Source organism: Streptomyces coeruleofuscus (assembly GCF_039532725.1).
Lineage (GTDB): Bacteria > Actinomycetota > Actinomycetes > Streptomycetales > Streptomycetaceae > Streptomyces > Streptomyces coeruleofuscus.
Genome location: NZ_BAAASE010000002.1, coordinates 663,824 through 684,390, shown reverse-complemented (window position 1 = coordinate 684,390; position 20,567 = coordinate 663,824). Strand labels below are relative to the sequence as shown.

The 20,567-nt window shown below is 69.3% G+C and carries 19 protein-coding genes; 10 read left to right on the top strand and 9 right to left on the bottom strand.

Translation table 11 applies throughout. The features are described 5' to 3' along the window. Position 1: 1 nt before the first annotated feature. Both ABFX81_RS10215 and hisC read right to left on the bottom strand, forming a co-directional pair. Complete coding sequence (locus ABFX81_RS10215) at positions 2-1,507, bottom strand: cytochrome ubiquinol oxidase subunit I (protein ID WP_086849121.1); 1,506 nt, start codon at positions 1,505-1,507, stop codon at positions 2-4. A gap of 290 nt (positions 1,508-1,797) precedes the next feature. Next, complete coding sequence (gene hisC / locus ABFX81_RS10210; RefSeq protein ID WP_086849123.1) at positions 1,798-2,877, bottom strand: histidinol-phosphate transaminase; 1,080 nt, start codon at positions 2,875-2,877, stop codon at positions 1,798-1,800. 431 nt (positions 2,878-3,308) lie between these two features. On the opposite strand from hisC, the gene ABFX81_RS10205 reads away from it, so the two are divergent. The 3 genes from ABFX81_RS10205 (at position 3,309) to ABFX81_RS10195 (ending at position 6,843) form a co-directional block, all read left to right on the top strand. Beyond that, on the top strand, positions 3,309-4,421 hold the full coding sequence (locus ABFX81_RS10205; RefSeq protein ID WP_086849124.1) for a substrate-binding domain-containing protein: 1,113 nt from the start codon (positions 3,309-3,311) through the stop codon (positions 4,419-4,421). Positions 4,422-4,701: 280 nt separating this feature from the next. Next, a complete protein-coding gene (locus tag ABFX81_RS10200; protein WP_086849126.1) occupies positions 4,702-5,793 on the top strand; it encodes a metallophosphoesterase in 1,092 nt (363 codons plus the stop codon). Between the two features lie 183 nt (positions 5,794-5,976). Further along, entirely contained in the window at positions 5,977-6,843 is an 867-nt protein-coding gene (locus tag ABFX81_RS10195; protein ID WP_086849128.1) for a hypothetical protein, read from the top strand. A gap of 91 nt (positions 6,844-6,934) precedes the next feature. On the opposite strand, the gene thiC is transcribed toward ABFX81_RS10195, so the two are convergent. Beyond that, positions 6,935-8,719 (bottom strand): phosphomethylpyrimidine synthase ThiC, encoded by a 1,785-nt coding sequence (gene thiC / locus ABFX81_RS10190; protein WP_346137923.1) that lies wholly within the window; start codon positions 8,717-8,719, stop codon positions 6,935-6,937. A gap of 254 nt (positions 8,720-8,973) precedes the next feature. Between thiC and ABFX81_RS10185 the strand changes: the two genes are divergently transcribed. Beyond that, positions 8,974-10,731, top strand: a complete 1,758-nt coding sequence (locus tag ABFX81_RS10185) for a YibE/F family protein (protein WP_086847950.1) — start codon at positions 8,974-8,976, stop codon at positions 10,729-10,731. Between the two features lie 107 nt (positions 10,732-10,838). Here ABFX81_RS10185 and ABFX81_RS10180 read toward each other — a convergent pair whose 3' ends face one another. The 4 genes from ABFX81_RS10180 to ABFX81_RS10165 all read right to left on the bottom strand — a co-directional run bounded on the left by ABFX81_RS10180 (position 10,839) and on the right by ABFX81_RS10165 (position 13,121). Continuing rightward, the gene (locus tag ABFX81_RS10180; protein WP_031115219.1) at positions 10,839-11,273 is read right to left on the bottom strand and encodes an SsgA family sporulation/cell division regulator; all 435 of its coding nucleotides are present in this window, start codon (positions 11,271-11,273) and stop codon (positions 10,839-10,841) included. Positions 11,274-11,371: 98 nt separating this feature from the next. Beyond that, positions 11,372-12,220, bottom strand: coding sequence for an IclR family transcriptional regulator (locus ABFX81_RS10175; protein ID WP_381041688.1), 849 nt, complete (start codon positions 12,218-12,220; stop codon positions 11,372-11,374). 206 nt (positions 12,221-12,426) lie between these two features. After that, positions 12,427-12,639: a DUF5326 family protein gene (locus ABFX81_RS10170; RefSeq protein ID WP_020271174.1), complete on the bottom strand. Its 213-nt coding sequence runs from the start codon at positions 12,637-12,639 to the stop codon at positions 12,427-12,429. Between the two features lie 164 nt (positions 12,640-12,803). Then, entirely contained in the window at positions 12,804-13,121 is a 318-nt protein-coding gene (locus ABFX81_RS10165; RefSeq protein WP_010032823.1) for a cupin domain-containing protein, read from the bottom strand. A 60-nt stretch (positions 13,122-13,181) separates the two neighbouring features. Here ABFX81_RS10165 and ABFX81_RS10160 point away from each other — a divergent pair, with 60 nt between their 5' ends. The 5 genes from ABFX81_RS10160 (at position 13,182) to ABFX81_RS10140 (ending at position 16,999) form a co-directional block, all read left to right on the top strand. After that, entirely contained in the window at positions 13,182-13,559 is a 378-nt protein-coding gene (locus tag ABFX81_RS10160) for a phage holin family protein (protein WP_086847953.1), read from the top strand. Between the two features lie 6 nt (positions 13,560-13,565). Then, a complete protein-coding gene (locus ABFX81_RS10155; RefSeq protein ID WP_086847955.1) occupies positions 13,566-14,057 on the top strand; it encodes an arsenate reductase/protein-tyrosine-phosphatase family protein in 492 nt (163 codons plus the stop codon). After that, on the top strand, positions 14,054-15,280 hold the full coding sequence (locus ABFX81_RS10150; RefSeq protein WP_428837155.1) for a cystathionine gamma-lyase: 1,227 nt from the start codon (positions 14,054-14,056) through the stop codon (positions 15,278-15,280). The genes ABFX81_RS10155 and ABFX81_RS10150 overlap by 4 nt, the downstream gene beginning before the upstream one ends. 197 nt (positions 15,281-15,477) lie before the next feature. Beyond that, the gene (locus tag ABFX81_RS10145; RefSeq protein WP_086847956.1) at positions 15,478-16,383 is read left to right on the top strand and encodes a LysR substrate-binding domain-containing protein; all 906 of its coding nucleotides are present in this window, start codon (positions 15,478-15,480) and stop codon (positions 16,381-16,383) included. Between the two features lie 133 nt (positions 16,384-16,516). Beyond that, entirely contained in the window at positions 16,517-16,999 is a 483-nt protein-coding gene (locus ABFX81_RS10140; RefSeq protein WP_086847958.1) for an NUDIX domain-containing protein, read from the top strand. Positions 17,000-17,012: 13 nt separating this feature from the next. Here ABFX81_RS10140 and ABFX81_RS10135 read toward each other — a convergent pair whose 3' ends face one another. Then, the gene (locus ABFX81_RS10135; RefSeq protein WP_428837154.1) at positions 17,013-18,581 is read right to left on the bottom strand and encodes a globin domain-containing protein; all 1,569 of its coding nucleotides are present in this window, start codon (positions 18,579-18,581) and stop codon (positions 17,013-17,015) included. A gap of 551 nt (positions 18,582-19,132) precedes the next feature. Between ABFX81_RS10135 and ABFX81_RS10130 the strand changes: the two genes are divergently transcribed. Further along, positions 19,133-19,999: a GNAT family N-acetyltransferase gene (locus tag ABFX81_RS10130; RefSeq protein ID WP_086847963.1), complete on the top strand. Its 867-nt coding sequence runs from the start codon at positions 19,133-19,135 to the stop codon at positions 19,997-19,999. Positions 20,000-20,070: 71 nt separating this feature from the next. Here ABFX81_RS10130 and ABFX81_RS10125 read toward each other — a convergent pair whose 3' ends face one another. After that, positions 20,071-20,493 (bottom strand): heme-binding protein, encoded by a 423-nt coding sequence (locus tag ABFX81_RS10125; RefSeq protein WP_086847965.1) that lies wholly within the window; start codon positions 20,491-20,493, stop codon positions 20,071-20,073. Between the last annotated feature and the right edge of the window lie 74 nt (positions 20,494-20,567).

Sequence of the window (20,567 nt, the reverse complement as noted above, 5' to 3'; positions counted from 1 at the left end):
CCTAGTACGAGAAGGCCATCGGCTTGTCGGCGTCACGGGAGTCGCCGCCGATCTTCGTGGGCGGGTTGAGATCGGCCTCGGTGAGCTCCGGCGGGCCCGCCTTGACGTACTTGACCAGCAGCTTGACCTCGATGACGGCGAGGATGGCGTACAGCGTGGTGAAGACGATCAACGAGGTGATGACCTCGGCCTGGGAGACACCGGGGGAGACCGCGTCCCGCGTCTGGAACAAGCCGTAGACGACCCACGGCTGGCGGCCCATCTCGGTGAAGATCCAGCCCCAGGAGTTGGCGATCAGCGGGAAGGCCATCGTCCAGACCGCCACCAGCCAGTACAGGCGGGTGAGTCGCGGCTGGAGCGGCTTCCGGAACAGGACCAGATGCGGCACCTCGTCCTCCCCGGTCCGCCAGGCCGCCGGCAGCAGGAACTTCTTCCGGGTGAGCCACAGCCCCAGCAGGCCGATCGCCAACGACGCCATGCCGAAGCCGATCATCCAGCGGAAGCCCCAGTAGGCGACCGGGACGATGGGCTTGTAGTCACCGGGGCCGAACTTCTCCTGGAGGGCCTTGTTGGTGTCGTTGATGCCGGGCACGTACGACTCGAAGTCGCTGTGGGCCAGGAAGGAGAGCAGGCCGGGTACCTCCAGGGCGACCTTGTTGTGACCCTTGTCGACGTCCCCGTACGCGAACACCGAGAAGGGCGCCGGCTTCTCGCCGTCCCACAGCGCTTCGGCAGCGGCCATCTTCATCGGCTGCTGCTCGTACATGACCTTGCCCAGAGTGTCCCCGCTGACCGCGGTGAGCAGGCCGCCGACGGCGACGGTGACCAGGCCGAGCCGGAGGGAGGTCCGCATCACCGGGATGTGCTTCTTGCGCAGCAGGTGGAAGGCGGCGATCCCCACCATGAAGGCGCCGCCCGTCAGGAACGCCGCGGAGAAGCTGTGGAAGACCTGGTTGAGCGTGGTGTTCTGGGTCAGCACCAGCCAGAAGTCGGTGAGCTCGGCCCGGCCCTTCTCCTCGTTGATCCGGTAACCGACCGGGTGCTGCATCCACGAGTTCGCGGCAAGGATGAAGTAGGCGGACAGCAGCGTGCCGATCGAGACCATCCAGATGCAGGCCAGGTGGATCCTCTTGGGCAGCTTGTCCCAGCCGAAGATCCACAGGCCGATGAAGGTGGACTCGAAGAAGAAGGCGATCAGGGCCTCGAAGGCGAGCGGCGCGCCGAAGACGTCACCGACAAAGCGTGAGTAGTCGGACCAGTTCATGCCGAACTGGAACTCCTGCACGATGCCGGTGACCACACCCATCGCGATGTTGATCAGGAAGAGCTTGCCCCAGAACTTCGTCGCCCGGAGGTACTTCTCCTTCTCCGTCCGCACCCAGGCGGTCTGCAGTCCCGCAGTGAGGGCGGCCAGCGAGATCGTCAGGGGGACGAACAGAAAGTGGTAGACGGTGGTGATGCCGAACTGCCATCGCGCCAGGGTCTCCGGCGCCAAAGCGAGGTCCACGTCGCCGCTCCTTACATACGCTTGTGAAAGCGTTCACATTCACAAGCCATTATGCAGCACGCACTTTCGAGTCCTGGAGGGGGTCCCCTGTCTCCCCCGTCACATTTCGCCCCCTCGGCTCGGACTTCAACATATTGTTGAATCGACGGCATGCAGGCACCGACCAGTGTCGGTTTCACGTGAAACAGGCGCCAGGGAGGTCGTCGAGCCCGGCACCGTCGCCTTCTGGACCGACGGCGAAGCCCTCGCCCTCCCCTGGCTCCTGGACGCCTGAACTGGCTCGCGGAGCCCTACAGCTCCTTGCGGAACCCTTCCGCCACCTTCAGGAAGATGTCGTTCGCCTCGGCCTCCCCGACCGTGACCCGCACACCCTCACCCGGGAACGGCCGGATCACCACACCCGCCTGCTCGCACGCCTCCGCGAACGGGACCGTGCGCTCCCCCAGCCGCAGCCACACGAAGTTGGCCTGGGTCTCGGGCACCGTCCAGCCCTGGGCGCGCAGCCCGTCGACCACGCGGGTGCGCTCACACACCAGCGAGCCGACCCGGCCGAGCAGTTCGTCCTCGGCACGCAGCGAGGCGATCGCCGCTTCCTGCGCGAGCTGGCTCACCCCGAACGGGACTGCCGTCTTGCGCAGCGCCGCGGCCACCGGCTCGTGGGCGATGGCGAACCCGACGCGCAGGCCGGCGAGGCCGTACGCCTTGGAGAAGGTCCGCAGGACACAGACGTTGGGCCGGTCACGGTAGAGCCCGACACCGTCCGGCACCTCGGGATCGCGGATGAACTCGCGGTAGGCCTCGTCAAGCACCACCAGCACATCACCGGGCACCCGGTCGAGGAAGCGCTCCAGCTCCGCCCGCCGCACGACCGTGCCCGTCGGGTTGTTGGGGTTGCAGACGAAGATCAGCCGGGTCCGGTCGGTGATCGCGTCGGCCATCGCGTCGAGGTCGTGTACATCACCGGACGTCAGTGGCACCTGCACTGACGTGGCGCCGCTGATCTGCGTGATGATCGGGTACGCCTCGAAGGACCGCCAGGCGTAGATGACCTCGTCGCCGGGGCCGGAGGTGGCCTGGATCAGCTGCTGGGCGACACCGACCGACCCGGTGCCGGTGGCCAGGTGGGAGAGGGGCACGCCGAACCGCTCGGACAGCTCGTTCATCAGCCCGCTACAGGCCATGTCCGGGTAGCGGTTGAAGTTGCAGGCCGCCGCCGTCACCGTCTCCAGCACGCCCGGCAGCGGCGGGTAGGGGTTCTCGTTGGAGGACAGCTTGTAGGCCACCGGCCCGCCCGCCGCGGCCGGCTTGCCCGGCTTGTAGGTGGGGATCCCCTCCATCTCGGCGCGCAGCTTGGGGCTCGTCTCGCTCACCGCAGTCCTCCTCGCGAAGACCGGCGGCCCATGACCGCCGCCGACATCCAATACTCCTCACCTTATGAGGATTCGGCGCCGCTGCGTATAGCCACGACGGAGCGACGAACGCAGACCCCCTGGGTCCCACCGGCATCAGGGGCATCGCCGTACGAAGGCGTATGAATCCAGGGGCGCGCCGCACATATATCTACGCGCCGGTGGTGCACGCCGTGGCGCGCATCCCCCGTGCAGGTGAGTTGAGACCTCTTCGCAACATCAGCCACTTGGCAGGCCCGTGCGCGCCGACAAGACACCTACTGGCATGGAAGCGCCCAACGTCCTTGGTTTCCAAAGCAATTGATGTTAAATGATCATGCAGAAACGTGCCTGTCAACGTGCGCATATGCGTCCGCACTACCCCACCGCATGAGCCCTACTATCGGCTCGCCATGACAGCAGCAGGGAAGCACCAGGTGAGCCGCGCGGAAACCTCACGTCGAGGCAGTCGGCCGGGTCGGGCGGGTATCAGAGACGTGGCCGCCGCCGCCGGAGTGTCCATCACGACCGTCTCCGACGCCCTCAACGGCAAGGGCCGGCTCCCGGACGCCACCCGGCGCCATGTCCGCGAGGTCGCCGACCGGCTGGGCTACCGCCCCTCGGCCGCCGCCCGGACCCTCCGTACCGGCAAGTCGGGACTCATCGGCCTGACCGTGACGACGTACGGGGATGAACCTTTCACCTTCACCGAGTTCGCCTACTTCGCCGAGATGGCGCGGGCCGCCACCTCCGCCGCGCTCGCCCGCGGCTACGCCCTCGTGATCCTGCCCGCGACCTCCCGCCACGACGTGTGGTCGAACGTCGCCCTGGACGGCACGGTCGTCATCGACCCCTCCGACCAGGACCCGGTGGTCAGCGAACTCGTCCGGCAGGGTCTGCCGGTCGTCTCCGACGGCCGCCCGGCCGGCTCACTGCCGGTCACGGCCTGGGTCGACAACGACCACGAGGCCGCCGTCCTCGGCATCCTCGACCACCTGGCCGCCGCCGGCGCCCGCCGCATCGGCCTGCTGACCGGGACGACGACCGACACGTACACCCACCTGTCGACCACCGCCTACCTGCGCTGGTGCGAGCGCGTCGGCCAGGATCCGGTGTACGAGGCCTACCCGGCGCACGATCCGTGCGCGGGCGCGGTGGCCGCCGACCGGCTCCTGGCCCGTCCAGACCGGCCCGACGCGGTCTACGGACTGTTCGACCCGAACGGCACCGACCTGCTCGCCGCCGCCCGCCGCTACGGCCTGCGCGTACCGGACGACCTGCTGCTGGTCTGTTGCAGCGAGTCGACCGTGTACGCCAACACCGAGCCGCCCATCACCACGCTCTCCCTGAAACCGCGCCGCATCGGCACAGCGGTCGTGCAGCTCCTCATCGACGCCATCGAGGGGGCGGATTCGGACCGTCCGGTGGAGCAGGTGATACCGACGGAGCTGATCGTGCGCACGTCGTCCCAGCGGCGCTCGCCGCGCACGACGGTCAGCCCGCCCCGGTCACCCGAGGAGACGTAGACCGCTACACCCGGGTGAAGGGAAGTTCGCACTCCTGGGGAGAAACAGGGCCGGTCCCCCGGAGAGAAGGGATCGTTCTCGCGAAGAGAAGGAAAGCGAGGACGGTCACACGGTGGTCAAAGCCCGGCCCAATCGGGGCGAAAGCCGCGGTGAACTGGACTCTTGCTCTGATTCACCACCCCTGGGTCATCACATGGCGCGATCCGCATTCCTATGATGGGCCCACGACACCGACGGACCGCTACGACCAGGCAGTCCGATGCGGTGCAGATGCGGCGCGATGGTGGAGGGGTCGATGACTCAGGGGGCCGGTCAGGGACCCGAGGTGGAGCGGACGGCGACGTTGCGCGACTTCCGGGTGCCCGCGTACGTCCACGAGGCCGGTCCGTACGTCCACAGCGCCCACCCGGGCGAGGTCGCCCCGCCGCCCGGGGAGACCTACCCCGAGGGGTACACGCCGACCGAGCGCGATCTGCCCGTGATCAACCGGGGCGACACCGTCCAGGTGACCGTCGACCCCGAGGCCGCCGCAGCGCCACAGGCCGACACCGGGCAGGGCCCGCTGTACGTCGTGGGCGACGTGCACGGCTACCTCGACGAGCTGGTGGCCGCCCTTCAGGAGAAGGGCCTCCTCGACGCCGCCGGCAACTGGTGCGCGGGCACCGCCCGGCTGTGGTTCCTCGGCGACTTCACCGACCGCGGCCCGGACGGCATCGGCGTCATCGACCTGGTGATGCGGCTGTCCGCCGAGGCCGCCGCGGCGGGCGGCTACTGCAAGGCGCTCATGGGCAACCACGAGCTGCTGCTGCTCGGCGCCAAGCGGTTCGGCGACACCCCCGTGAACTCCGGCGCGGGCACCGCCACTTTCCAGGCGGCCTGGCTGCTCAACGGCGGCCAGAAGACGGACATGGACCGCCTCCAGGACCACCACCTGCAGTGGATGGCCCGTCTGGACGCCGTCGAGGAGGTCGACGGCCACCTGCTCGTTCACTCCGACACCACCGCCTACCTCGACTACGGCCGTTCCATCGAGGAGGTCAACGACACCGTCCGCGAGACGCTCACACGCAACGACGCGGACGAGGTCTGGGACCTGTTCCGCAAGTTCACCAAGCGGTTCTCCTTCCGCGACGAGGGCGGAGCGGACGCCGTGCGCTCCCTGCTCGATACGTACGGGGGCACCCGCATCGTTCACGGCCACAGCCCGATTCCCTATCTGCTGGGCGAGGTCGGCTCCGAGGAGGACGAGGACAACTCCGACCCCGTGGTCGAGGGACCGCACGTCTACGCCGACGGACTCGCCATCGCCATGGACGGCGGCGTGACCATGGCCGGAAAGCTGCTGGTCCAGCAACTGCCGCTGGGTACGTGAACGTTCACCGGACAGGCGTTTCCCGTCAGAGGACCGGACCGGTGAGGGGCCAATTTCGGTAAACCCCCTGTCACCGCCCACCTTCACGGCTCTACCATCGGCTTATCCGTAGCAGGCTCCCCTCCGTTTCTGCCCGACGGCTCGTCAGCATGCCGAGCCCCAAGCCCTACGGAGCATCGGGGGATGCACATGAACAGCGTTCCGCAGCACCTGCTGAGCGAGGACCGCCAGGAATACGAGCGGATCCTCGATGAGGCGCTGCGCTCCGCACCACACCGTCCGGAACTGGCCGCTGTCGGACAGCGGCTCAACCCCGAGCAACTGCGCACCATGGCGCTGAACGCCACCGCGCTCATCACGGCGGCCGCGTCGACCGAGTACCAGCACTACGTCAAGGTCCGTGAGGAAACGCGCCAGCCGGCGCCGTCCCACCAACCGGCCGTGCGCGCATCCGGCTCCTCCGAGCCGGACACGGGCGCGGCGGGTCTCGCCGCCACCATGGGCGAGGTCGCCGAGACCGCCGGCGCGGGCGCCGTCGCGGTCGTCGCCGTCCTCGCCCCCGTCCTGGCCGGAACCGCCGCGGCGATCTTCCTGCTCGTCGGCTACATCCTCCAGATGCTCAACCCCGAGCAGGCCTTCGCCCGGACCATGCTCACCACGGGCTGGGTGTTCGGTGCCGTGACAGCGGTCGCGATCCTCGTCGCCGCGGTGGGACTGCTGATCACCGCCCTGCGCAACAAGCCGACGGCCGAGGGCGGCCCGCACGGCGAACTGCACGGGGAGGTGGACCGGGCCAGGGAGGCCTGGCGCGAGGCCCTGCTGGAACGCGGCATCCTGCCCTTCCTCCGGGAGGCCCTCGTCGACCCGAGCTCCGCCGCCGCGCTGCACCATACGTCCCCGTCCACGCCGGTCAGCCGCATCCCGCACCTCGGCTACGACCGCCCGGGTTTCACCAGCCCGGAGGACGGCGACCGCGGCTCGCGGCCGAGCTTCAGCAGCCCGGACTACACCAGCCCGGACTTCGGAGGACCGGAACACCAGCCGGAGTAGCCATCGGGTCGGTGCCGCAGGCCGGTTCGCCCCCGCGGGCCAGGGGACCAGGGACCACCGGTCCCCGGCCCTCGGCCTGTGTGCGGACGGATCAGTCCGCGATGGGCAGGTACACGCGGTTCCCGCTCGCCGCGAACTCCTTCGACTTCTGGGCCATGCCGTCCTCGATCTCGGCCTGGGTGCCGCCGTGTTCACGGCGGATGTCCTGCGAGATCTTCATGCTGCAGAACTTGGGACCGCACATCGAGCAGAAGTGAGCCGTCTTCGCGGGCTCCGCCGGCAGGGTCTCGTCGTGGAACTCCCGTGCCGTGTCCGGGTCGAGGGCGAGGTTGAACTGGTCCTCCCACCGAAACTCGAAACGGGCGTCGGACAGCGCGTCGTCCCACTCCTGGGCACCCGGATGTCCCTTGGCGAGATCCGCTGCGTGGGCGGCGATCTTGTAGGTGATGACGCCGGTCTTGACGTCGTCACGGTTCGGCAGGCCCAGGTGCTCCTTGGGCGTGACGTAACACAGCATCGCCGTGCCCCACCAGGCGATCATCGCGGCACCGATGCCGGAGGTGATGTGGTCGTACGCCGGCGCGACGTCGGTGGTCAGCGGGCCGAGCGTATAGAACGGAGCTTCATCGCAGATCTCCTGCTGAAGGTCGATGTTCTCCTTGATCTTGTGCATCGGGACGTGGCCCGGGCCTTCGATCATGGTCTGTACGTTGAAACGCTTCGCGATCCGGTTGAGTTCCCCGAGGGTGCGCAGCTCCGCGAACTGCGCCTCGTCGTTGGCGTCCGCGATCGAGCCGGGCCGCAGGCCGTCGCCGAGGGAGTACGTGACGTCATACGCGGCGAGGATCTCGCAGAGCTCCTCGAAGTTCTCGTACAGGAACGATTCCTTGTGGTGCGCGAGGCACCAGGCGGCCATGATCGAGCCACCGCGCGAGACGATGCCGGTCTTGCGGTTGGCCGTCAGCGGCACGTACGCCAGGCGGACACCCGCGTGGACGGTCATGTAGTCCACGCCTTGCTCGGCCTGTTCGATCACCGTGTCCTTGTAGATGTCCCAGGTCAGCTCCTCGGCCCGGCCGTCGACCTTCTCCAGGGCCTGGTAGAGCGGCACGGTGCCGATGGGGACGGGGGAGTTGCGCAGCACCCACTCGCGCGTGGTGTGGATGTTACGGCCGGTGGACAGGTCCATGACCGTGTCGGCGCCCCAGCGGGTCGCCCAGGTCATCTTCTCGACCTCCTCCTCGATGGAGGACGTCACGGCCGAGTTGCCGATGTTGGCATTGACCTTCACCAGGAAACGCTTGCCGATGATCATCGGCTCGATCTCCGGGTGGTTGACGTTGGCCGGCAGCACCGCCCGGCCCGCCGCGATCTCGTCACGGACCACCTCGGGCGAAACGTTCTCCCGGATGGCCACGTACTCCATCTCGGGCGTGATCTCGCCGCGGCGGGCGTACGCGAGCTGCGTGACCGCCTCGCCGTCCCTCCCGCGGCGCGGCTGGCGCGGCCGTCCTGGGAAGACGGCGTCGAGGTTGCGCAGGCCGCCGCGCGGCGAGGTGTGCTTGATGCCGTCGTCCTCGGGACGGACGGGTCGGCCCGCGTACTCCTCGGTGTCGCCACGGGCGATGATCCAGTTCTCGCGCAGCGGCGGCAGGCCCCTGCGGACGTCGGTGTCGACGAGCGGATCGGTGTACGGGCCCGACGTGTCGTACAGCGTGACCGACTGCCCGTTGGTGAGATGCACCTGACGGACCGGCACGCGCAGGTCGGGGCGGGTGCCCTCGACGTACGCCTTGTGCCAGCCGATGGACTTCCCGGCCTCCTCGGACTGTTCGTCCTGAACGGAGGCAGGCGTGCGTGCGTCCTTGTTGGTCATGAGACCTACTCCCTACGCCGGCATTACCCGGTAACAGGTTCGGCGGTCGACGCAGCGGCTTCCGTCTGCCGACGTTCCGTGTGAAACATCACTCGACTTCGGTGATGTTTCATGTGAAACATCGCTGGGACGGAGGTCAGCGCCCTCTCAGCCCGGTGCTCCGAGCTCCCGCGTGTACAAAAGGTGCCTCCACGCTAGCGGCAATTCTGGCGCGGTGAACAGAGGGCCCCCCTCGTTCTTGCGATGATCGGTCGGTGACCACGATGCAGCGTCCTCCTTACCCACCGCCCGAACCGCCCCGCGGATCCGGCGCCGGCAACGGCAACGGCCGTGGGCACGAGCACGATTTCGCCGCCCAGGGCGGACTCGGTCCTGCCCGGGGACAAGCGCACGGGCACAGGACCGGTCCCGAGAACGGGCAGGGTGCCGGTCCTTCCGGCCCGTCCGGTGCCTCCGGTGCGTACGGTCCCGGCCCCGGAGGCTGGGACGGTCCCGGCCGCGGAGAGAGCGACAGGCCCGGCGGAGGCCAGGGGTCCGGCAGCGGTCACGGTCCCGGTGGTGGCGAGGGGCACGGCGAAGGCCGGGGGCCCAACGGAGGTCACGGGCCCGGTGGGGGCCACGGGCACGGCGGAGGTCACGGGCCCGGTGGGGGCGACGGGCATGGTCACGGAAACGACCCCGACCCCGCACCCGGCGGCGGCCACGGGCACTCGCACACTCACAGCCACGGTCCTGCCACGCCCGTCTCCATGCACCTGCGCAAGGTCATCGCGGCGATCCTGATCCCGTTCGCCGCCGCCGTGCTGATCGGTCTCGCCGTGCTGTGGCCGGGCGGCGCCCCGCCGCACGAGCGCACCGGCGTGGGCTTCGACCGGCAGACGCAGCAGGCCTCGGTCACCAAGGTCGTGGAGGTGAGCTGCAAGGAGGCCGGCGCCTCGGGCGTCCCGCCGACCGGCGACACGTCCACCGCCGAGGGCTCCTCCGCGGTGCAGCAGGAGAACGGCACCTGCAAGCGGGCGACGATCCGGGTCGACAGCGGCAAGGACAAGGGCCGCACCTTCACCGAGATCGTCCAGCCCGACCAGTCCCGCCAGCTGGAAGAGGGCCAGGAGGTCGTGGTCGCCTACGAGCCCTCCGCGCCGAAGGACCTCCAGTACTCCGTCACCGACATCAACCGCCGCCTGCCCATGGCGCTGCTCGCCGGCATCTTCGCCCTGGCCGTCGTGGTCGTCGGGCGACTGCGGGGTGTCATGGCCCTGGTCGCACTGGCCATCAGCTTCATGGTGCTGAACCTCTTCATCCTGCCCGCGATCCTCCAGGGCTCGAACCCGCTGCTCGTGGCGGTGGTGGGTGCGAGCGCCATCATGCTCATCGCCCTGTATCTGTGTCACGGCCTGTCGGCCCGGACATCCGTGGCGGTGCTCGGCACCCTCATCTCCCTGCTGCTGATCGGCGTTCTCGGCTCGCTGTTCATCGGCTGGGCGGCGCTCACCGGTAACACCGACGACAACACCGGTCTGATCCACGGCCTCTACCCGACGATCGACATGAGCGGTCTGCTGCTGGCCGGCGTCATCATCGGATCGCTGGGTGTGCTCGACGACGTGACGGTCACGCAGACGTCGGCGGTCTGGGAGCTGCACGAGGCCAATCCGTCCATGGGCTGGCGCGGCCTCTACCGCGCGGGGATCCGGATCGGCCGCGACCACATCGCCTCGGTCGTCAACACGCTCGTCCTCGCCTACGCGGGTGCCGCCCTGCCGCTGCTCCTGCTGTTCTCCATCGCGCAGAGCAGTGTCGGGACGGTCGCCAACAGCGAGCTGGTCGCGGAGGAGATCGTGCGCACGCTGATCGGTTCGATCGGGCTGGTCGCCTCGGTGCCGGTCACCACGGCCCTGGCCGCGCTGGTGGTCTCGGCCGACCGCCCGGGAGTGCAGCCCGCCGTGCAGCCCGCCGTGGAGGCCTCCGCGGCCCCGGCACGCGGGGGCAAGGGCCGACGCCGCAAGCGCTGACGGCTCTCGCACTCCGAAGCCATGTGTCCCACCCTACGGAGAAGCGTTCCTGCTCAGCTCGGCGGCATCCGGTGAAGCGTTACTCCACCATGCCGCCGACGGATGTCTCAGCCGGCGCCCTGTTCCGCCAGGATGCGGTCCAGGGCCTCGTCGAGATGGGCGTCGAAGTCGGCGAGCGAGCCCTCCTGGCCCAGCGGCACCAGCTTGTCGGTGCGGTCGAGGAAAGCGACCAGCGGTGCCGTCGACGACCTGAACAGCGCCTGGTCACTACCCACCTGAAGCCGGATCAGCACCTCGCCCAGCGCGTCCGGTTCGACGGGCGTGACCCGCACATCGCCCTCCCCGCACGGCCGGCCGACCCCGTCGATCAGCAGCTCCCGGCCGAAAGCCCACGTCACCGGGGCATCACCGGGCAGGTGGAAGGTCAGCCTGACGGCATAGGGATCACTGGTCTCATAGCGCAGCTCCACCGGAATGCGGAAGGAGAGCTCCTCGGACACGAGAAAGCTCATCATGACCTCTGCTTGTACGGACTCGCGCATCGCTAACCCCGTCATTCGCCGTGGACTGGCCGGGAACGAACCTCTGACACTTGTGGAATCTTGCTGAACGTACACAGCAGATCACAAGGAGTGAGTTTTCACATACTGATAGAGAGTGCGAGCGAGCCGAGCAGACTTCCGATCTCGCTCTGCAACTGCCGGGCCGCGGGGAGCAGTCGGTGCTCCTGGTGGGCGGGCAGGGAGATGGCCATCGTGGCGGCCGTGGTGCCGAGGGTGAGCGGAATAGCCGCGCAGACGGCGCCCAGGGCGTACTCCTGACGCTCGGTCACAGGTTCCATCCGCCGTACTCGCTCCAAACGGCGCAGCAGGCTGTGGTTGTCCCGCACGGTGTACGGCGTGAGCGCCTGCACCGGATAGCGGTCGAGGTGGTCCCGGCGGGCCTCCTCGTCCAGCTGGGACAGCAGGCACTGCCCGATGGCGTGCGCGTGCCCGGTCTCCCGGAAGTCGGCCCACTCCTCGACCGCGGGATTGGCCGGGGTGTCGGAGACGCACATGAGCTCGATCTCGCCCTCGCGGTACACCGCGTAGTACACGGGCACACCGAGCGTGTCCCGCCAGTGCGCGAGGGCGTCGACGACCGTGCTGCGACGTTTCTGCCGTGCCCCGCTGCTGCTCAGCCGCTCGGCGGCCTCGCCGAGGAAGAACAGGCCCTTGTCCCGGCACAGATAGCCCTCGTGCACGAGGGTGCGCAGCAGGTGGTAGGTGGTGGGCAGGGCCAGCCCGGTCTCCCGGGCCAGTTGCTTGGCGGGGGCGCCGTATTCGTGCGCCGCGACCGTCTCCAGCAGGCGCATCGCGCGCTGCACGGACCCGATGAGGGTCGCCGGAGGAGGCGGCGTGGCGGGAGGCGATTGCTCGGAGGGGGGCGCCGAGCGGGGTTGCGCGGGGACGGTGTGCAGGTGGACACGTGCGGTGTCAGCCGGGGCCAAGGGTCACTCCCGAAGCGCGAGGGGGTAGACCGTGCCGATGGACACGGGTGAGGGTGTACGCCGCTCGCGGGGATGTCCCCGCGTCGAGTTCCGGACTCTATTCGTCTGCCACCGCACGCAGACGCCCCGGAACGGAAACTTCCCCCGGCCGAGGGAACCGGTGACGCCGGGTGTTTCCCGCTACCCCCACCGGTTTCCCACCGGTCTCACCAGTCGCTGCGCGACGAGGAGCTCGACGTGAACTTCCGTACGACGTAGATCAGTCCACCGACCAGCGCCACGAAGACCAGCACCTTGAAGAGCAGTCCGATCACGAACCCGACCACGCTGGCGATCAGCCCGCCGAACACGACCAGGGCGATGACCGGCACCGCGATCCACTTCACCCACCACGGCAGTCCCGTGAAGATCTCTCGCATCGCCCTCGTCCTTGCCTCTCCGCCCGTTCGAGTGCCGGGTCCTGTCGGTCCTTCTGGATCTCTGATGTCCTGCACTCGATGCTAGGTCCGGGAGGGGCCCGGCGGGGGCCTCGCGCCCCTTGTCTCCCCCTGACCGAACCCCTAGGGAACCCGGAGACGGACCGTCAGCTCTCGGGCGGAGAGAAGACCACCAGCACCCTCAGGTCCTCGGTGATGTGATGGAACTTGTGCGCGACGCCGGCCGGTACGTAGATCACGCTGCCGCGTGCCACCTGCGTCGTCTCCAGGCCGACGGTGATCGCGGCACGGCCGCTCACAACGAAGTAGACCTCGTCCTGATTGTGCGGCTTCTGTGGATCCTGGTCGCCCGCATCGAGGGCGTACAGGCCGACCGACATGTTCTGCTCCCGCAGAAACTGCAGGTAGGCGCCCTCGTTGGCGGCGCGCTCCGCCTCCAGTTCGTCCAGCCGGAATGCCTTCATCGCCTTGTCCGCCCCTGCCTCTCGTGCCCATGTCCGATCAGGTCTGCCACGATCAGACACATGATGAATTTCCTAGTCAAGACGATCGCCAACGCGGGTGCCCTGGCGGTCGCCGTATGGCTGCTCGACAAAATCACCCTGACCGGTGACAGCACGGGCAAGAAGATCGGCACCCTGATCATCGTCGCGCTGCTCTTCGGTCTGGTGAACTTCCTGGTCAAGCCGGTCGTCAAGCTCCTCAGCCTCCCGCTGCTGATACTGACGCTCGGCCTGTTCACCCTGGTCGTCAACGCGCTGATGCTGTTGCTCACCTCGTGGCTGGCCGACCAGCTCGACCTCAGCTTCCACGTGGAGGGCTTCTGGACGGCCGTCCTGGGCGGCCTGATCATCTCCGTCGTCTCCTGGGCGCTGAACGTCGTCCTGCCCGACAAGGACTGAGCGAGCATGACGTACCGCGTCTGCTTCGTCTGCACGGGCAACATCTGCCGTTCCCCGATGGCCGAGATCGTCTTCCGCGCGCGCGTGGCGGAGGCCGGTCTCGGCGGTCTGGTCGAGGTCGACAGCGCCGGCACGGGCGGCTGGCACGAGGGCGACTGCGCCGACCCGCGCACGATGGCCGTCCTCGCGGAGAACGGCTACGCCACCGGGCACACGGCCCGCCAGTTCCAGCCGTCGTGGTTCTTCCGCCTCGACCTGGTCATCGCCCTCGACGCCGGCCACCTCAGGGCGCTGCGCCGCCTCGCACCCACGGAAGAGGACGCGCAGAAGGTGCGCCTGCTGCGATCGTACGACCCCGTCGCGGGCGACGACCTCGACGTGCCGGACCCCTACTACGGAGGCGCCGAGGGCTTCGAGGAGTGCCTTGAGATGGTGGAGGCGGCGAGCGCCGGTCTGCTCGCCGCGGTGCGTGAGGACGTGGAGGGACAGGCGGCATGAATGAATCCGCGACGGGCGACGCGCACGAGGTGAGGGGTGACGCCGGTCCGGCGGCCGGTGCCGCGGGCCGTGCGGGGCGCGAGATGGCCCCGGTGGCGGCGGGCGCCGGTGACGGCACACGCGCGGTGCGGGCCGGGCTGCCCGAGCCTGCCAAGTACGAGCCCACCCTGCCCGGGCCCGTGTTCGCCGCCCACTACCACCTACCGGGCGAGCCCACCGGCCCCTACACCTACGGCCGTGACGAGAACCCGACCTGGACGCTGCTGGAGCGCGCCGTCGGCGAGCTGGAGGCGCCCGGCCAGGACGGTATCGAGACCCTCGTGTTCGCCTCCGGCATGGCAGCGATCTCGGCCGTGCTCTTTTCCCAGCTGCGCGCCGGGGATGTGTGCGTCCTGCCCGACGACGGCTACCAGGCGCTGCCCCTGGTGCGCGCCCAGCTCGAGGCGTACGGCATCGAGGTGCGCACCGCCCCGACCGGCGGTGACGCCCAGCTCGACGTCCTCGACGGCGCGAAGCTGCTGTGGATCGAGACCCCGTCGAACCCCGGCCTCGACGTGTGCGACATCAGGCGGCTCGCGGAGGCGGCACACGCGCGTGGCGCCCTGGTGGCCGTCGACAACACCCTCGCCACACCGCTCGGCCAGCGCCCCCTGGAGCTCGGCGCCGACTTCGCGGTGGCCAGCGGCACCAAGCAGCTCACCGGTCACGGCGACATCCTCCTGGGTTACGTCGTCGGCCGGGACCCCGAAACCATGGCCGCCGTACGCCGCTGGCGCAAGATCGTCGGTGCGATTCCCGGGCCGATGGAGGCCTGGCTCGCGCACCGTTCGATCGCGACGCTCCAGATGCGGGTCGACCGGCAGAGCGCGACGGCCCTGGCGGTCGCTGAGGCGCTGCGCGAGCGGCCCGAAGTGACCGGGCTGCGCTACCCCGGACTTCCGGACGACCCCGCGCACAAGGTCGCCGCGCGGCAGATGCGGCGCTATGGGTGCGTGGTGTCGTTCACGCTGCCCACGCGCGCGCGTGCCGACCGATTTCTCGACGCCCTGCGGCTCGTGGACGACGCGACGAGTTTTGGCGGAGTGCGGTCCACGGCCGAACGGCGCGGGCGCTGGGGCGGCGACGCGGTTCCGGAAGGCTTCATCCGCCTGTCGGTGGGCGCCGAGGATCCAGAGGATCTGGTGGCGGATGTGCTGCGTGCGCTGGACGCGTCGGCAGCCTGACGATCCCCCCATGGACGGTCCGAGCCTCCCCCCTCGTGGCTCGGACCGTCCCCCGGTTCCGCGCGCAAGAACCGCGCGACCAAGGCTAGTTGACTCTCTGTCAGTGTCCAATCACAGTAGCGACAGAGACCTATCGACTTATTTATAGTTGAGCGCGGTCGGGGGGCCGGGAGCGGGACCGACGAGGGGAGAGCGGTGTGGATCTGGCCTTGCTGCGGACCTTCGTGACCGTGCACCGGGCCGGTTCCTTCACCCGCGCCGCCGCCCTGCTCGGCCTTTCCCAGCCGGCCGTCACCTCACAGATACGCACGCTGGAACGGCAGCTGGGCCGTCCCCTGTTCCTGCGGCAGGCCCGCGGCGTGACCCCGACGAGCATCGGCGACGAGCTCGCCCACAAGGCCGCACCGCATCTCGACGCCTTGGTGGAGATCGCCGAGACCGGCCTCGACGACGACTCCTCCTTACGGACCCTGCACCTCGCCGGACCACCGGAGTTCACCGCGGAACGAGCCCTGCCCGCCCTCACGGAGCTGACCGGCGAGGACGGTCAGGGCTTCGCCTTGCGCGCCTCCTTCGGGAACGCCGAGGAAACGCTGGAAGGGCTTTCCGCCGGGCATCATGATCTGGCCATCAGCACGGCCCGTCCGCGCGGTGCCCTGCTCACGGCGACTGCGCTCTGCGACGAGGAACACGTTCTGGTCGCCGCCCCGCGCTGGGCCGAACAGATCGGCGCCGGGCAGCCTGACCGCAAACCGGAACCGGCCCTGGAGCAGGTACCCGTGGTGGAGGTGCACGAGTCGCTGCCCTTCGTCTCCCGCTACTGGGCCTCCGTCTTCGACTCCCGCCCGGCCGCTCCGGGCACGGTCGTCGTCCCCGACCTGCGTGCGGTTCTGGCGTGCGCCGTCGCCGGCGCGGGACTGGCCGTGCTGCCCCGCTATCTGTGCGCGGCCGCGTTGGAGCGGGGTGACGTGGTCGCCCTTCACGAGCCGGCGGTGCCGCCGCTGCGCACGTACTTCCTGGTGGTGCGCACCGGGACGCTCGCGATGCCCCATATCGCGCGGGCCCACGAGTGGTTGCAGCGGGCGGCGGCCGACTGGTGCTGAGGAGGCGCCCGAGGGCGGATGCCGGGTTGCGCGGGCGCGAAGGGCGGCAGCCCGGACAGTGCCTCACTCTGGGAGCTCGGCCGGTGACGTTTCGCGATGTTTCACGTGGAACCAACCGGGCCACATTTCACCCATGACCGTCCGACCTGTGGTCAAGCGCACCGCCCGTGCCGTTCTGCTGGACGGTGACGACCTGATCCTGATCAAGCGCACCAAGCCGGGCATGGATCCCTACTGGCTCACTCCCGGCGGCGGAGTCGAACCCAGCGACCCGACCGTTGTCGATGCCTTGCACCGCGAGGTGTACGAGGAGCTCGGCGCGAAGGTCACCGACGTGGTGCCCTGCTTCGTGGACACCGTGGAGCACATCGGGGACGACGGCGGGGCGACCGGTGTGAAGGTGCAGCACTTCTTCGTCTGCCGCCTGGAGTCCATGGATCCCTCGCTCCGCCACGGCCCCGAGGTGGACGAGCCGGTCGGCGAGTACGAGATCGTCCGCGTGCCCTTCACCCGGGTCGGAATCGCCTCCGTCCATCTCGTTCCGCTGTCGCTGCGGCACTACCTGGACGGCAACATCGAGGGCGTACTCGCCATGCACGCCCCTGACCTGGGCTGACACCGGAGGAGGATCAGGACCCGGCCACGACCAGTTCTTCCACGGAGTCGTGCCGTATGCGCTCCGACGGGATGCCGATGTCCCGCAGGGCGTCCACACCGCTGCGGATCATCCCGGGCGGGCCCGACAAGTAGGCGTCGTACTCGTTCCACGGCCCATAGGCGCGTACCGCGTCCGGAAGCTGCTGGTGAGCCAGCTGGTCGATGATCGCGCGGACCGAGAGCCAGGGGTGGCTCTGCTGGAGGCGGAGCATGGTGTCGATGTCGTACAGGTCGTGGTCGGTGCGGGCACCGTAGAAGACCTCGACCGGCCGGCGTTCCCCGTGCTCGGCGACGTCCTCGACCAGCGCCTTGATGGGCGCTATGCCGGTGCCGCCGCCCAGACAGAGCAGCCCGCTGTCGGTGGTGTGGTCCACGGTCATGGAGCCGGCGGGCGGGCCGAGCCGGACGATGTCACCCGGCCGGGCGCGGTGCACCAGGGCGTTGGAGACCCAGCCCGCCGGGACGGCCTTCACGTGGAACGACAGCAGGCCGTCGGAGCGGGGTGCCGAGGCGAAGGAGTAGTGCCGCCATATCCGGGGCCACCAGGGAGTCTCCAGGCTCGTGTACTGCCCGGCGAGGAAGGGGTAGGGCTGGTCGGGGCGGACGGTGATGACGGCGACGTCCGGGGTCCTGAGGTCGTGTGTGACGATCTCGGCGTACCACCAGGCCGGGGCACGCAGTTCGTCGGCGGCCGCCGCGTCGATCATGATCTGGGAGATCGTGGTGTACGTCCGTATCCAGGCCGCCTCCATCTCCTCGTCCCAGACCCCGGCGGCGTACTTGCTGAGCGCGCCGATCAGGCATTCGCCGACGGCCGGGTAGTGCTCGGCCCGCGTCCCGTACTTCCGGTGGCCCCGGCCGAGGTTCCGCAGGTAGTCGACCAGGACATCGGTGTTGTCGATGTGCTCGGCGGCCGTGAGCAGCGCCCTGAGCAGCCGGTCCCGCTGGGTGTCCATCGCGGCCGGGAAGAGCGGGCGCAGGTCCGGGTGGCGGACGAAGAGCAGAGCGTAGAAGTACGAGGTGACCTTGTCGGCCACGGGTGACACCTCTGCCATCGCTCGGCGAACGAGGACGGCGTCCGGGGACGCTTCCCTGGCCGGGGCGGAGGCTGCCGGTCCCGGGGGCGACACCGGTCCGGGCCGCTGAGGGGGAACACGCGGCTCGTCGGGAGGACCTGTTGTGGAGGCGAACGGCACCGGGCCCGGTGTGACCGTCGTGGTCGCGGGTCGTGGTGACGACGGGGCGGAGGGCTCGGCCATGGGGCCGGGCACGGGTATAGCGTCCGGGGACTCGCGCTCCTGGTCCGGCGCACCGGTGCTCACGCTGGCTGTCGGCGCGGCGGGTGCAGCAGCTTTGCCGTCTGCCGGCGTTTCCGGAGCGGTCGTCTGCCGTCCCACCGGGCGTATCACAGCCGGGCGGCGGCCGTCCGGCGTCCCGGGCTCGTCTTCAGGTGTCGCCGTCGGCTTGGTGCGGGGCGTGAACCAGTCGCCCCCGCCGCCAGAAGTGCCGTTGTCGGCAGACGTGGTGGTCGGAGCGTCCATGGTGTGCCTCGCCTCGAGCATCTTTCGGTCGGTCTGCGCACTTCCCAGTCGGAAGGTGCCTGCTTTCCCCCGTGGACGGACTGCGTTCCCATCCGTGTCGCGGCCAATGCGGCCACATTCAACCCGTGTTCCGGCTCTCTACGGACAAGTAAGGCGAGAGTGTGACATTGGCCGCAGTAATCCCACCTGAGCATCCCACTCGCCTGGGAGGCTCAGTCGCATAACCGGAAACGCGGTCTTCGATCTCTCCATCCCGTTAGGCTGCATTGCCCTGTACGTGGCCCACACAGAACAGGTCGCCCGCCCCGAACGTGAACCGGAGTCGACCCTACCGGCCACCGCTGTGCACACAAGTCCCCCCTTGCCCCGTCACGAATGAGGGCACAGCGCGATCACCAACATGGTCAATACCCGGCGACTCACCTGTGTTTCACGTGAAACGTCTGGTGTCTGTCCGCGCTCTGTGCAGCCGGCTACAACTGGCCAAAATCTCGTACGGCTCTGGGGAAAGAGGTGGACGTCAGGGGCTCCGGTCGGACAGCCTGACCTGCGTGCCGACTCCTTCCCTTGCCTCTCTGCCCATCCGCCGTCTGACGCTCCGCGATCTCGCCGCCTGCGCCGACTTGTCCGAGGACCGGGGGTGGCTACGGGAGGAGCACAAGTGGGGCTTCCTCCTCACGGCCGGACAGGGCTATGGCATCGACGACCCGGACGGCGGCCTCGTGAGCGCCTGTGTCGTCACCGAGTACGGACCGCAGGAGCGCCCCGCCCTCGCGGCGATCGGCATGGTCCTCGTCGCCGAACGGCACGCCCGCCAGGGCGTGGGACGCCGACTGATGCGCCACGTCATCTCGGCGATGGGCACCACACCCCTCACCCTGCATGCCACGCCGTACGGCCGACCCCTCTACGAGGAACTCGGCTTCAAGCTCACCGGGCGGGCGGAGATGGTGGCCGGGCGTTTCACTCCCGGCGGGCCGCAGCCGACGGTCGCCACCCGTGCCGCGACCGCCGAGGATCTCGCTGCGATCCTCCGGCTCGACGAGCAGGCGTTCGGGACCGACCGCACCCACATCGTCACCCGACTGCCGGCCTTCGCCGACCAGTTGCGCGTGGCGGAGGAGGACGGGCGGATCATCGGCTACGCGGCCGCCTGGCCCAACATGGACACCCATGTCGTCGGTCCGCTCATCGCGCGTGACACGTCGGTGGCCCAAGCGCTCATCGCCTCCCTCGCCGCCCACACCGACCGTCCCCTGCGCACCGACATCGACGTCCGGCACACCGAGCTGCTCGCGTGGGTGAAGGACCGCGGTCTGGCGCCCGTCGCCTTCAACTCGGTGATGTCGTACGGGATCACCGAGCTGCCCGGCGACTGGAGCCGTCGGTTCGCCCCGGTCACGGTCGCGGCGGGCTGAAGGGCCCCTTTACGACAACGTCGGCTCCCGGGGGTATCAGGGAGCCGACGTCGTGTTGCTGAAGCGGCCCGTCAGGCGAGTGCCTCCACAGCCGCCGTGGCGAAGGCGTGGTCCTGCTCCGGCGCACCACCGCCGACACCGAGCGCGCCGATCAGGCGGCCGTCGCGACGCACCGGCACACCGCCTGCGATGAACAGCAGCGGCCGGTCGAGCGCGGTGGGCAGGCTGTGGAAGAGGCCTCCGGGCTGCACGGCGTCGACGAGGTCGGCAGTGGGCGCGTTCAGCTGGAGAGCCGTGTAGGCCTTGCGGGTGCTGGTCTCGCCGGAGATCAGCACGGCACGGTCGTCACGCCGGAAGGCGAGCAGATGGCCGCCGGCGTCCACGACGGTGACGCTGACCGTGACACCTGCGGCCTCGGCGGCACGCCGGGCGGCGGTGACGAGGATGTCGGCGTCCTGGGTGGTCAGCGGGGCGACTGCGGTGGTGGTGCTCATGAGGTGGTTCTCCTGGAATTCGCTGGATCGTGCTGATCCGGGCCGGAGGCAGGCGGTGTACCTGGTCGGCCCGG

Excerpts from the sequence above, each read along its gene's own strand:
- ABFX81_RS10155 (WP_086847955.1), top strand. The coding sequence starts at position 13,566 with ATGACGTACCGCGTCTGCTTCGTCTGCACGGGCAACATCTGCCGTTCC.
- ABFX81_RS10205 (WP_086849124.1), top strand. The coding sequence starts at position 3,309 with ATGACAGCAGCAGGGAAGCACCAGGTGAGCCGCGCGGAAACCTCACGT.
- ABFX81_RS10180 (WP_031115219.1), bottom strand. The coding sequence starts at position 11,273 with ATGCGCGAGTCCGTACAAGCAGAGGTCATGATGAGCTTTCTCGTGTCC.
- thiC (WP_346137923.1), bottom strand. The coding sequence starts at position 8,719 with ATGACCAACAAGGACGCACGCACGCCTGCCTCCGTTCAGGACGAACAG.
- ABFX81_RS10135 (WP_428837154.1), bottom strand. The coding sequence starts at position 18,581 with ATGGACGCTCCGACCACCACGTCTGCCGACAACGGCACTTCTGGCGGC.
- ABFX81_RS10140 (WP_086847958.1), top strand. The coding sequence starts at position 16,517 with ATGACCGTCCGACCTGTGGTCAAGCGCACCGCCCGTGCCGTTCTGCTG.
- ABFX81_RS10165 (WP_010032823.1), bottom strand. The coding sequence starts at position 13,121 with ATGAAGGCATTCCGGCTGGACGAACTGGAGGCGGAGCGCGCCGCCAAC.
- ABFX81_RS10125 (WP_086847965.1), bottom strand. The coding sequence starts at position 20,493 with ATGAGCACCACCACCGCAGTCGCCCCGCTGACCACCCAGGACGCCGAC.
- ABFX81_RS10195 (WP_086849128.1), top strand. The coding sequence starts at position 5,977 with ATGCACATGAACAGCGTTCCGCAGCACCTGCTGAGCGAGGACCGCCAG.
- ABFX81_RS10150 (WP_428837155.1), top strand. The coding sequence starts at position 14,054 with ATGAATGAATCCGCGACGGGCGACGCGCACGAGGTGAGGGGTGACGCC.
- ABFX81_RS10200 (WP_086849126.1), top strand. The coding sequence starts at position 4,702 with ATGGTGGAGGGGTCGATGACTCAGGGGGCCGGTCAGGGACCCGAGGTG.
- ABFX81_RS10170 (WP_020271174.1), bottom strand. The coding sequence starts at position 12,639 with ATGCGAGAGATCTTCACGGGACTGCCGTGGTGGGTGAAGTGGATCGCG.
- ABFX81_RS10160 (WP_086847953.1), top strand. The coding sequence starts at position 13,182 with ATGATGAATTTCCTAGTCAAGACGATCGCCAACGCGGGTGCCCTGGCG.